Annotated in this window: 3 protein-coding genes; all 3 read left to right on the top strand. The window is 73.4% G+C overall.

Annotation, left to right across the window (positions count from 1 at the left end; translation table 11 throughout):
* Positions 1 to 16 precede the first annotated feature (16 nt).
* The 3 genes from AOK22_RS02320 to fabD are packed head-to-tail and all read left to right on the top strand — an operon-like array spanning position 17 to position 12,907.
* Positions 17 to 3,601 (top strand): beta-ketoacyl synthase N-terminal-like domain-containing protein, encoded by a 3,585-nt coding sequence (locus tag AOK22_RS02320; protein ID WP_055696831.1) that lies wholly within the window; start codon positions 17 to 19, stop codon positions 3,599 to 3,601.
* Positions 3,602 to 3,650: 49 nt separating this feature from the next.
* Positions 3,651 to 9,656, top strand: a complete 6,006-nt coding sequence (locus AOK22_RS02315; RefSeq protein ID WP_055696830.1) for a non-ribosomal peptide synthetase — start codon at positions 3,651 to 3,653, stop codon at positions 9,654 to 9,656.
* Positions 9,653 to 12,907: an ACP S-malonyltransferase gene (gene fabD, locus AOK22_RS02310; protein WP_055696829.1), complete on the top strand. Its 3,255-nt coding sequence runs from the start codon at positions 9,653 to 9,655 to the stop codon at positions 12,905 to 12,907. The genes AOK22_RS02315 and fabD overlap by 4 nt, the downstream gene beginning before the upstream one ends.
* Positions 12,908 to 12,944: the final 37 nt, after the last annotated feature.

Here is a 12,944-nt window from a genome sequence, read left to right as displayed (position 1 = left end):
AGGAGAAGCAGAGTCAATGTCGCCCCACGTCAAGCAGGCGCTGTCGGAGCTCGCGGCCCGGGTCCTCGACGTCACTCCCGAGCGAGCCGCCGAGGCCTCCTTCCAGGACCTCGGCCTGAACCTGACCACGGCCGTCGCGCTGACCGAAGAGGTCAACGCCCGCTTCGGCACGGCCCTCCCGACCGGCGCGGTGTCCGAGGCGGGTGACCTCGACACGCTCGCCGAGCGCGTCGCCGCCCTCCTCGACCGGGCGGCGCCGCCCGAGGCGATCGCGGTCATCGGCATGCACTGCCGCACCGCGGGCGCGCGCAACCCCGACGAGCTGTGGGAGGTGATCAGCTCGGGCGAGGACCGCACCACCGAGGTCGACGACCCGGTCGCGCTCTCGCTGCTCGCCGAGCACTTCCCGGACGTCGCGCCGCCCCGCTACGGCGCCATGGCCGGCAGCGAGGAGTTCGACCCGGCCTTCTTCCGCATCGCCCCGCGCGAGGCCGCCGCGATGGACGCCGCCCAGCGCGTCCTGCTCGAATCCTGCTACCACGCCCTGGAGGACGCGGGCCAGGACGCCTCGGCGCTGCGCGGGCGCGCCGTCGCCACGATCGTCGGCAGCACCGGCCTCGCGCCCCAGGCGGAGTACTCGGCGCACGCGCTGATGGGCTCCGACACCAGCATCATGGCGGCCCGCCTCGCCTACCAGCTCGACCTCGCGGGCCCGGCGATGACCGTCGACACCGCCTGCTCGTCCTCGCTCGTCGCCGTCGACGTCGCGCGCCGCCTGCTGCTGGACGGCGAGTCGGACCTCGCGCTGGCCGCCGGTGTGTACGTGGCCAACCACCCCGGCACGTTCGTCACGATGGAGGCCCTGGGCACCGTCTCGCCGGGCCGTGCCTGCCGCCCCTTCGACGCGGACGCCGACGGCATGCTGGTCGGCGAGGGCGTCGGCGTTCTCGTCCTCAAGCGGCTGTCCGACGCGGTCCGCGACCGCGACCGGATCCTCGGCGTCATCCGGGGCAGCGCCACCAACCAGGACGGCCGCACCTCCGGCATCACCTCGCCCAGTTCCACCGCGCAGAGCACCCTGCTGCGGGACGTCTACCGCCGCGGCGGCGTCGACATGTCCCGGCTGCGGTACGTCGAGGCGCACGGCACCGGCACCAGCCTCGGCGACCCGATCGAGGTGCTCGGCCTGACCGAGGCGTTCGCCGAGTTCACCGACCGCAGGCAGTTCTGCGCGATCGGCTCGGTCAAGGCCAACATCGGGCACACGATGGGCGCCGCGGGCGTCCTCGGCGCCATCAAGGTGCTGCTGTGCCTGCGGCACGGGAAGCTCCCCCCGGCCGCGAACTTCCGTACGGAGAACAAGCACGCCGACTTCGAGGACAGCCCGGTCTACGTCAGCCGCGAGCTGGCCGACTGGACCGCCGACGGCGACGCCCCGCGCGTCGGCGGCGTCAGCTCCTTCGGCTACAGCGGCACCAACGCCCACGTGATCATCGAGGAGTACGCGGCCCCGGCCGCCGCCCGCAAGGGGCCCCGGCGCCGTCAGCTCGTACCGCTCTCCGCCAAGTCGGAGGAGCAACTGCGCCAGAAGGCGGGCGAGTTGGCCGCGCATCTGCGGACCGCCGGGCTCGGTGACGACGCGCTCGCCGACGTGGCGTACACGCTCCAGGTCGGCCGTGAGGCGTTCGCCGAGCGGCTCGCCGTCACCGCCGACTCCGTCGCCGAACTCCTGGAGCGCCTCGACGCGTTCGCGGGCGGCGTCACCGACGTGACCGGCGTCCACCACGGGCAGGTCGCCGAGCGCCGCCAGGCGGCCGGTACGGCCACCGGCCGTGACGCCGACGAACTGGCGGCGGCCTGGACGGCGGGCTCCACGGTCGACTGGCCCCGCCTGCACACCGGCGGTGCCCCGCGCCGCATCGGCCTGCCGGGCCACCCCTTCGTGCGCGAGGTGTTCCCGCACGTCTGGGCCGAGGGCACCGCGCCCGGCGCGCCCCGCGAGGAGGCGCAGGCCGGCGCCGTGCCGTCCGTCCTCGCCGACCTCGACGCCGCCGCCGACGCGCACCTGCGCTCCGACCCGGCGGCCGGCGACCTGGAGGCCGCGCTGCGCTCCGACGTGATGGTGCGCGAGCTGACCCAGGTCTGCCGCCGCATGCTGTTCGCCTCGCTGCGCCGCATGGACGTCTTCGCGCAGGCGGACGAACGCCACACCGAGGCCGACCTCGTACGCCGACTGGGCGTCGTCGACGAGCACGCGCCGCTCTTCCACGGACTGCTCGGCGTCCTCACCGAGGGCGGCTATCTGCGCGCCGAGGGCGAGGAGCTGGTCACCACCGAACTCGTCACCGACCCCGAGGCGTTGACCTGGAACGAGGACGAACTCGCCGCCCTCAAGCGCGAGGTGACCGCCGACTACCCGGAGATGGACGGGTACTTCCACCTCCTGACGATCTGCCTCCAGGAGTTCCCCGAGGTCCTCACCGGCAGCAGGAAGGCACACGAAGTACTCTTCCCCGGCGGCTCGTTCGACGCGGTGGAGGCCGTCTACCACAGCGACGGCGACACCAACGGCCTGGTGGCCGGGCTCGTCGCGCGGTACGTGACGGCACGCCGCGAGCGCGACCCCGGGGCCGCGGTCTCCGTCCTGGAGATCGGCGCGGGCACCGGCGGCACCTCCGCGAAGGTGCTGCCCGCGCTCGACGACACGGACGGCCCGCTGAGCTATGTGTACACCGACATCTCCCGCGGCTTCACCCAGTACGGGCGCAACCAGTACGGCAAGGACCACCCCTTCGTCACCTTCGCGCCGCTGGACATCGAGGCCCCGCCCACCGAGCAGGGCTTCGAGCCGGGCAGCCAGGACCTCGTCCTCGCCTGCAACGTCCTGCACGCCACCCGCAACATCGACGCCACCCTCGCCCACGCCCGGCAACTCCTGCGCCCCGGCGGTGTGCTGATCCTCCTGGAGACCACCCGCGCCCAGGACTTCTTCACGCTCACGTTCGGCCTGATGGGCGGCTGGTGGTCCTTCGAGGACGACTGCAGGCTGCCCGGATCCCCGCTGCTCAGCGTCTCCCTGTGGCGCCAGGCCCTGGAGCGCGGCGGGTTCCGGGCCGTGCGCGGGCTGTCCCCGGCGCCCGTGCGCGAGGACCAGGCGTACCAGGCCGTCGTCCTCGCGGAGAAGGAGGGCGCGCTGGAGGGCCCGGTCGACGCCACGCGCCCGGCGTCGGTCGCGGCCGCCGCGAAGACCCAGGTCAAGACGGCCGCCGTCGCGGCCGTGGCGGCCCCCGCCGCCGAGGCGGCCGCAGGGGCCGGCGAGACCGCCGGGAGCCCCCTGGAGGCGCTGGTCGTCGACGCCTGGCGGGAAGTCCTCGGGGTCACCTCGGCCCGCCCCGACGACGACTTCCAGGAGGTCGGCGGCGACTCGATCCTGGCGACCCAGATCATCTCGCGGCTCAAGAGCGGCTTCCCCTTCGAGCTCGACCTCGGCGAGCTGTTCCAGGCCCGCACCCTGGGCGACATGGTGCAGCTGCTCGAAGCCGAGCTGATCGAGCGCATCGACGAGCTGCCCGAAGAGACCGTCAGCACCCTGCTCGCGTGAACCGGCCAGGCCAGGACGCCGCCGTCGACACAGAGGAGTTCCCCGCCCCATGTCCCCCGAAGACCTCGCCACTTCACGCAAGTCGCAACTGTCCCCGCAGAAGCGGGCGCTCCTCGAGAAGCTGAGCGGCGCCGCCCGGTTGTCGGGGACCACCGGCATCCCGCGCCGTCCGGCCGGTGACCGGCCCGCGCTCTCCTTCGCCCAGCGCCGCCTCTGGTTCCTCGACCAGATGGTGCCGGACAGCCCCGCGTACAACGTCCCGATGAGCTTCCGGCTCCGCGGGCCGCTGCGCCGCGAGGTCCTGGAGCGCGCCGCCGAGGAGGTGGTGCGCCGGCACGAGTCGCTCCGCACCCGGCTGCCCAGCGAGAACGGCGAGCCGTGGCAGGAGGTCCTGGACGACGTCCGCGTGCCCGTCGACCTGGTCGACGTCGCCGACGACCCGGCCCGCCTGGACGCGCTGGTCTTCGACGAGGGGCGCAGGCCGTTCGACCTGGCCACCGGACCGCTGCTGCGCATCACCCTCTACCGGCTGGAACCCGAACTGCACGTGGTGCTGCTCAACGCCCACCACGTCGTGGTCGACGGCTGGTCGCTCGGCCTGTTCTGGCAGGAACTCTTCACCCTGTACGAGGCGTTCGCGGCCGACCGGCCCTCCCCGCTGCCCGACCTGCGCGTGCAGTACGCGGACTTCGCCGCATGGCAGCGGGAGCGCCTCTCGGGCGACCACCTGGAGACCCAGCTCGACTACTGGCGCAACCAGCTGGGCGAGGGCACGGAGAACCTGGAACTGCCCCTGGACCGGCCCCGGCCGCCCGTCCAGACCTTCGAGGGCGGGGACCTCAGGGACATCTACCCCGGCTCCCTGCGCGACGACCTCCAGGCGCTCTGCCGCCGCGAGGGCGTCAGCCTGTTCGTCGTCCTGCTCGGCGCGCTCAACGTCCTGCTGCACCGCTACACCGGGCAGAGCGGCATCCCGGTCGGCTCCCCGGTCACCAACCGCACGCACGTCGACATCGAGCCGCTCATCGGCATGTTCGTCAACACCCTCGTCTATAAGACGGACATGTCCGGGGACCCGGACTTCCGCGAGGTGCTGCGCCGGGTGCAGGAGGTCGTCAACGGCGCCCAGCAGCACCAGGAGGTGCCCTTCGAGGTCCTCGTCGACGCGCTCCAGCCCGAGCGCTACCTCTCGCAGAACCCGCTCTTCCAGGTCTGCTTCAGCTTCCTGCCCGCACGGGAGCTCAAGCCCGGCGACGAGCTGGTCATCGAGGCGATCGAGGGCGTACGCATCGACACGTCCAAGTTCGACCTGTGGATCAGCGTCGTCGACTGCGCCGACGAACTCCTGGTCGAGGTGGAGTACAACCGGGACGTCTTCGATCCGGACACCGTACGCCGCTTCATGGACGCCTTCCGCGCGGTGGCCGAGGCCGCGGCCGCCCGGCCGGAGCTCGCCGTCTCGCGGCTCCCGGTGCTTCCGGAGGCCGAGCGCCACCGGATCGTCGAGGAGTGGAACGACACCGCCGTCGACTTCGACGGCGCGGACCGCCCGCTGCACGACCTGATCGCCGACCAGGCGCGCCGCACGCCCCACGCGCCCGCGCTCGTCTTCGACGGCGAGAGCGTCGACTACGCCGAACTGGACCGCCGCGCCGACCTGCTCGCCCACTGGCTGCGCCGGCGCGGCGCGGGCCCCGGCACCTTCGTCGCCGTCTGCGCGGAACGCTCCGTCGAGCTGGTCGTCGCGCTGCTCGGCGTCCTCAAGTCGGGCGCCGCCTACGTGCCCGTCGACCCGGACTACCCGGCCCGCCGCCGCGCGTTCATGCTCGCCGACACCGCCCCGGGAATCGTCCTCACCCAGGAGCGGCTGGTCGCCGACCTGCCGCCGACGGACGCGGAGGTGGTCGCCCTCGACACGCGCTGGGCGGAGATCACCGAGGGGCCCGAGGGGCCTGTCGCGCACGGAGCGGGCCCGGACGACCTCGCGTACATGATCTACACCTCCGGTTCCACCGGGCAGCCCAAGGGAGTCCTCAACACCCACCGGGGCATCGTCAACCGGCTGCTGTGGATGCAGGACCGGTACCGGCTGGACGGCACCGACCGGGTGCTCCAGAAGACGCCGTTCAGCTTCGACGTCTCCGTCTGGGAGTTCTTCTGGCCGCTGCTGACCGGCGCCACGCTGGTCGTCGCGGGCCCCGACGAGCACAAGGACCCGGCGCGGCTCGCCGAAGTGATCCACAAGGAGCGTGTCACCACCTGCCACTTCGTGCCGTCGATGCTCCAGGTCTTCCTCGCCCAGGACGGCCTCGCCGAGCACTGCGCGGACCTGCGCCGCGTCGTGTGCAGCGGCGAGGCCCTGCCCTTCGCCCTGCAGGAGCGGTTCTTCGCCCGGCTGCCGCGGACCGAACTGCACAACCTCTACGGCCCGACCGAGGCGGCCGTCGACGTCACCGCCTGGCAGTGCGTGCCCGGCGACGAGCGCGGCATCGTCCCCATCGGCCGCCCCATCGCCAACACCCGCGTCCTCGTCCTCGACGAGCGGCTCGACCCCGTGCCCGTCGGCGTCGTCGGCGAACTGCACATCGGCGGCGTGCAGGTCGCCCGCGGCTACCACAACCGGCCCGACCTCACCGAGGAACGGTTCATCCCCGACCCGTTCGGCGCCGAGGGCGAGCGGCTCTACAAGACGGGCGACCTGGCCAGGCTGCTGCCCGACGGCGCGGTCGAGTACCGCGGCCGCGCCGACTTCCAGGTCAAGGTCCGCGGCATCCGCATCGAGCCCGGCGAGGTCGAGGCCGCGCTCACCCAGCACCCGGACGTCCTGGAGGCGGCCGTCGTCACCCGCGACGACAGCCGCGACCCCGACCACAAGCAGCTCGTCGCCTACGTCGTGCCCGCCGCCGCACCCGCCGCGGAGACCACCGACGAGGACCCGATGACCGAGCGGGTCGGCCAGTGGGCTGAGGTCTTCGACCAGGCCTACGCCGAGGGCACCGACCCGCGCGACGCGGACTTCAACATCATCAGCTGGAACAGCAGCTACACCGGCGAGGCGCTGGCTCCCGAGGAGATGAAGGAGTGGGTCGACGGCACCGTCGCCCGCATCCTCGCCCTCAAGCCCCGGCGCGTCCTGGAGATCGGCTGCGGCACCGGGCTGCTGCTCTCCCGCATCGCCCCGCACTGCGAGAGCTACCACGGCACCGACATCTCCCGAGCGGCCCTGGACTTCGTCCGCACCCGGCTGATCGACGAGCGCCCCGAACTCGCCGGCGTCACCCTCTCGCACCACGCCGCCGACGAGGTCGCGGGCGCCGGTGACGGGCCCTTCGACGTCGTGATCCTGAACTCCGTCGTGCAGTACTTCCCCGACGCCGCCTATCTGCGCACCGTCCTGGGCCAGGCCCTGGAGAGCGTGGCCCCCGGCGGCGCGGTCTTCGTCGGCGACGTGCGCAACCTCGCCCTGCTCGACACCTTCCACACCGACGTCGAACTGAGCCGCGCGACCGCGAAGCTCCCCGTCGAGCGCCTGCGCGCACGGATCGCTCGCCAGACCCGCCAGGAGCAGGAACTCCTCGTCCACCCCGCCCTGTTCACGGCGCTGCGCGCGGAGCATCCGACGCTGACCGGCGTCGACGTACAGCTGCGTCGGGGCACTCACGACAACGAGATGACCCGCTACCGCTACGACGCCGTCCTCCACGTCGACGAGCCCGCGGCGGACCACGGCACCGAGGTGGTCACGCTCGACTGGACGGACAGCGGAGGCATCGAAGCGGTGCGCCGCCGCCTCGCCGACGAGGGGCCCGAGGCGCTCGCGGTGCTCGGCGTGCCCAACGCCCGCCTCGCCGACGTCAACGACAAACTCGACCGGCTCCGCGAGCGGGACGGCGAGGAGATCGTCGGCGAGCTCGTCCGCGACACCGCGCCCGACCCGGCGGGCCACGTCGACCCCGAGCAGTGGTGGCTGCTCGGCGAGGACACCGGCCGCACGGTCACCGTCACCTGGATGCCGGACGCGGCCGACGGCAGTTACGCCGTCCTGCTCAGCCGCACCGGCACCCACCGCCTGGACCTGGCGCACACCCTGCCCCAGGGACCGCGCGGCGCCGACGCCCTGACGAACGACCCCGCCTTCAACCGCGCGGGCGCCGAACTGGTGCGCGCACTGCACCGCTTCCTCAAGGACCGCGTGCCGGACTACATGATCCCGTCCGCGTTCCTGCCGCTGCGTGCCCTGCCCGTCGGCGTCAACGGCAAGCTCGACCGCGACGCGCTGCCGCCGGTCCTCGACCAGGGCGTCGCCGACGGCGCACCCGCCGAGCCCACCACGCCCACCGAACGCGTCCTCGCCGAGCTGTGGGCGGAGGTGCTCGGCCTGGACGAGGTCGGCGTGCACACCAACTTCTTCGAGCTCGGCGGCGACTCGATCCACACCATCCACGTCGTCGCCAAGGCCCGGCTGCACGACCTGGAGTTCGCACCGCAGCTGATCTTCCGGCACAGCACGGTCGCCGCGCTGGCCGCCGCCCTGGACGAACAGGCCGCCGCCGTTGCGGCCACCACCGCCACGCCCGCACCGGCCGCGGTCGCCGGCGAGGACGCCGACGCCGCACTGCGCGAGCTGTCCCGGGCGCCGGGCGTCGTCGACGTCTATCCGCTCTCGCCGTTCCAGCGGTGGGCCCTCAAGGAATGGCGAGAGCACCCCGAGCCCGGCCTGTTCCTCGTGCACCGCATGCAGCTGCTGCGCGTCTCCGAGTTCAGCGAGGACGTCTTCGTCGACTGCTTCCGCCGGCTGATCGCCGAGCACCCGCTGCTGCGCACCACCTTCGCCTGGGACGGCCTCGCCGAGCCGGTGCAGGTGGTGCACGAGGAGGCCGCCCCCGAGACGACGTTCGCCGACTGGCGCGGGCTGCCCGGCGCCGCACAGGACGCGCACCTGGAGGCCTACCTCGCCACGGACCGGGAACGCGGCGTCGACCTCGGCACCGCCTCCGGGCTCCGCTACCTGGTCGCCCTCCTCGACGCGGACACCGCGCTGGTCGTGGTCAGCCTCAACTACTTCTGCCTGGACGGCTGGAGCTTCGAGATCGTCACCGACCGGCTCCAGGAACTCCTCGACGCGGCGGCCACGGGCCGTGCCCCGAGCCCCGCCCTCGACCGGCTGCCGTTCAAGGAGTTCGTCGAAGGCGTCCGCGCCCTGCCGGACGCGCCCGCCCAGACGTACTGGCGGCGTGCCCTCGCGGGCCTCACCCGCCCCACCGCCCTCTCCGAGGGGCTCCGCCGGAAGCTGCCCGCCGCCCCGGCCGAGGAGGGCTGCGCCCGCCAGATCATCACCCTCGACCGGGACACCACTCTCGGCCTGCGCCGCCTCTCCCAGCGCGGCCACCTCCCGCTCAACGCACTCTTCCAGGGCGCCTGGGCGCTGGTGAACGCCGCCTACACCGACACCGACGACGTGGTGCACGGCGTGCTCCTCGCCGGACGGTCCTCGCCGGTCGCCGACCCCGAGGCGCTCTCCACCATGGTGGGCCCCGCCTTCAACATCCTGCCGCTGCGCACCCGCCTCGACCGGGACCGCGACGCGGGGGAGTTCCTCAAGGACGTCTTCGGCGCCCTCGTCGAGATGGGCACCCACGAGACGACACCTCTGGACGCCGTGCTCGGCTGGAGCGACCTGCCCGAGGGCACGCTGCCGTGCGAGAGCTACATCGTGTTCCAGAACGTCGGCGTGGACACCATGGAGCGCTCGGGCACCGCGTTCTTCGTCTCCAAGATGGGCTTCCCGCTGCGCCTGGACGTCTTCCCCACCAACGTCGTCACCGTCCACCTCTCCTACCACCGCGACCAGGTCACCGACGCCGGCGCGACCCGGCTCCTGCTCGGCCTCCAGTCCGTCCTGGAGGCCATGCTCGCCGGCCTCGACCAGCCGGTCGGCGAACTCGCCGACGCGGCGCTCCCGGAGAGGCCGCTCCCGGCCGGTCTCGGGGTCTTCCACGAGGGCGAGTTCCGCGTCGAGGAGATACGCGAACAGCAGAGCGGTGAACGCGCTTGAACCGGCCCGTCGTCTTCCAGTTCTCCGGCCAGGGCTCCCAGTACAGCCGGATGGGCTGGTCCCTGTACCAGGCGGAGCCGGTGTTCCGCGACGCCCTGGACCGGCTCGACGCGGCGGCCGCCGCCGAGCTCGGCGAGTCGGTCCTCGCGACGCTGTACGCACCCGGGCGGGGCCGCGCCGAACCGTTCGACGACATCCGGTTCACCCACCCGGCGATCGTCATGGTCGAACTCGCCCTCGCCGACACCCTCGCCCACCACGGCATCCACCCCGACCTGCTGCTCGGCGCGAGCCTCGGCGAGTTCACCGCGGCCGTCGTCGCCGGTGTCCTCGACGCCGAGGAGTGCGTACGGCTCCTGGTCCGCCAGGCCGCCGTGCTGCGCGACGCGCCGCGCGGCGGCATGCTCGCCGTCCTCGACGACGTGGCGCTGCACCACGAGATCCCGCTCCTGGGCGCACGCACCGAGGTCGCCGCCCGCAACTACCCCGGGCACTTCGTGCTCTCGGGCACCCACGACGACCTGGTCGCGGCCGAGGACCTCCTGCGGGCCCGCAAGGTCGTGTGTCATCGCGTCCCGGTGGGGTACGCGTTCCACTCGCGCCACATGGACGCCGGCGAGCCGCTGCTGCGCTCCGTCATGGCGGGGACGGAGCTGCGGCCGCCGCGGATCCCCGTCGTGTCCTGCGCCACCGCGGGCCAGGTCGACCGGATGACGGTCGACCACCTGTGGCGGGCGACCAGGGAACCCATCGCGTACCAGGAGACCCTCGCCGGACTCGAACGGCGCGGACCCTTCCAGTACGTGGACCTCGGGCCGTCCGGCACCCTGCACAACTTCACCAGGAACGGCCTGCCGGCGGGCTCCGGTTCACGGTCGCTGCCGCTGCTCGGCCCGCTGGGCGACGACGTGCGGTCGTTGGCCGCGGTGCGCGCCGCACTGCCGCCGCGCGCGCGGCCCTCCGGACCTGCCACGCCCCCCGCATCCCCCGAGCCCAAGGACGGCGTCATGAAGGTGTACGGATTCCCGGGCCAGGGCAGCCAGGCCAAGGGCATGGGCAAGGACCTCTTCGACGAGTTCCCCGAGGAGACCGCGCTCGCGGACGCGGTACTCGGGTACTCGATCCGTGAGCTGTGCGTCGAGGACCCGCGCCGCGAGCTGAAGCTCACGCAGTTCACCCAGCCCGCGCTGTACGTGGTCAGCGCGCTCACCTGGCTGCGCACGCGACGCGAGGACCCCACCCCGCCGGACTACCTGGTCGGGCACAGCCTCGGCGAGTACGTCGCCCTGTTCGCCGCCGGTGCCTTCGACTTCGGGACCGGGCTGCGGCTCGTCGCGCGCCGCGGCGAGCTGATGAGCCGGGCCGCGGGCGGCCGGATGGCCGCCGTCCTCGGCCGCGATCTCGCCACCGTGGAGCGGACGCTGGCGGAGCACGGCCTGACCGGCCTGGACATCGCCAACCACAACGCCCCCGCCCAGTTCGTCCTCGCCGGACCCGCCGACGAGATCGACCGGGCCAAGCCCGCGTTCGAGGGGATCGGCGCGCACTACGTCACCCTCAACGTCAGCGCGCCCTTCCACTCCCGCTATTTGCGGGACACGGCCGAGGAGTTCGGCCGCTACCTCGACGGCTTCGCGCTGCGCGACCCGGCGATCCCCGTCATCGCCAACGCGCACGCCCGGCCGTACGGACCGGGCCAGGTCAAGGAACTCCTCGCCCGGCAGATCGCCTCGCCGGTCCGGTGGACCGACACCGTCCGCCGGCTCATGGCCCACGGCGACTTCGAGTTCCGGGAGCTCGGACCCGGCGCGGTGCTGCGCAAGCTCGTCACGAAGATCAAGGCGGAGGCGGAGCCGCTGACCGGGGACGACGCGGATGTCACCGTGACCGCACCGGTGACGGAGCAGCCCGCGCCCGCCACGGAGCAGCCCGCGCCCGCCGTCAAGACCGAACCCGTGGTGCCCGCCGCCCCGATGGGCCCCACGGAGTCCGGCCCCTCCGCACTGGGCGCCGCCTCCTTCCGCGAGCGCTACGGCCTGCGGTACGCCTACCTGGCGGGCTCCATGTACGGAGGGATCTCCGGCGCCGACCTCCTCGTACGCCTCGCCAAGGCCGGCGGCATGGGCTTCTTCGGAACCGGCGGACTCTCCCAGCCGGAGATCGAGGCGGGCCTCGACGCGGTGCGCGCCCGCCTCGGCGCCGACGGTGCCCACGGTGCCAACCTGTCGCACCAGCACGCCGCCCCGGAGCGCGAGTCGGCGCTGGTCGACCTCCTGCTGCGCAAGGGCGTCCGCACCGTCGAGGCGTCCGGCTTCCTGCGGATCACGCCCGCCCTCGTCAAGTACCGGCTGCGCGGCGGCCGGGTGCTCGCCAAGGTGTCCAGCACCGACATGGCGGCCGCCTTCCTCGCGCCCGCCCCGCGCCCCCTCGTCCGGGGCCTGGTCGACGCGGGGCAGGTGTCCGAGGACGACGCCGCCCGGTACGCGGACGTGCCGCTGGCCGACGACCTGTGCGTCGAGGTGGGCTCCGGCTGGTACGACGCCGCCGGGAGCCTCGCCACGCTGCTGCCCGCCGTCGTCCGGCTGCGCGACGCCGCCGCCGGCACCGGCCCGCGGGTGCACGTCGGCGCGGCCGGCGGCATCGGCACCCCCGAGGCCGCCGCCGCCGCGTTCCTGCTCGGCGCCGACTTCCTGCTCACCGGCTCCATCAACCAGTGCACGCCCGAGGCGGCCACCAGCCCGGCCGTCAAGGACCTGCTCCAGGAACTCGACGTCCACGACGTGGCCCTCGCCCCCGCCGCCGAGATGTTCGAACTCGGCGTACGCGCCCAGGTCGTCAAGCGCGGCGTCTTCCTGCCCGCGCGCGCCGGGAAGCTGCACGAGCTGTGGCGCCGCCACGACCGCCTCGACGACATCGACGGGCCCACCCGGCGGCAGATCGAGGAGAAGTTCCTGCGCGGACCGCTCCCCGAGGCGCCCGCCGCCACCGGGGGAGACCCCAAGCGGCACATGGCCGACGCCTTCCGCACCTACCTCGACCGCGGCTTCGAGCTGGCGCTGCGCGGCGAGGAGGGCCGGACCGTCGACTACCTGATCTACTGCGGGCCCGCCTTGGGCGCCTTCAACTCCTGGGTGCGCGGCACCGTCCTGGAGTCCTGGCAGTCGCGCCACGTCGACGCGATCGCCGAACAGCTGATGTCCGAGACCACCGCGCTGCTGCGCGAGCGCGCGGCCCGGTTCGCCGCGCTCTGAGCCGACCGACCACCGCCCCCGGAGCCGAGCAGCAAGG

It is taken from the genome of Streptomyces silaceus (assembly GCF_001419745.1).
Classification (GTDB): Bacteria; Actinomycetota; Actinomycetes; order Streptomycetales; family Streptomycetaceae; genus Streptomyces; species Streptomyces silaceus.
This window is presented reverse-complemented; position numbering and strand designations above follow the sequence as displayed.

What these genes read in the sequence shown, in the direction of transcription:
- AOK22_RS02315 (WP_055696830.1), top strand. Translation starts at nt 3,651, where the DNA reads ATGTCCCCCGAAGACCTCGCCACTTCACGCAAGTCGCAACTGTCCCCG.
- AOK22_RS02320 (WP_055696831.1), top strand. Translation starts at nt 17, where the DNA reads ATGTCGCCCCACGTCAAGCAGGCGCTGTCGGAGCTCGCGGCCCGGGTC.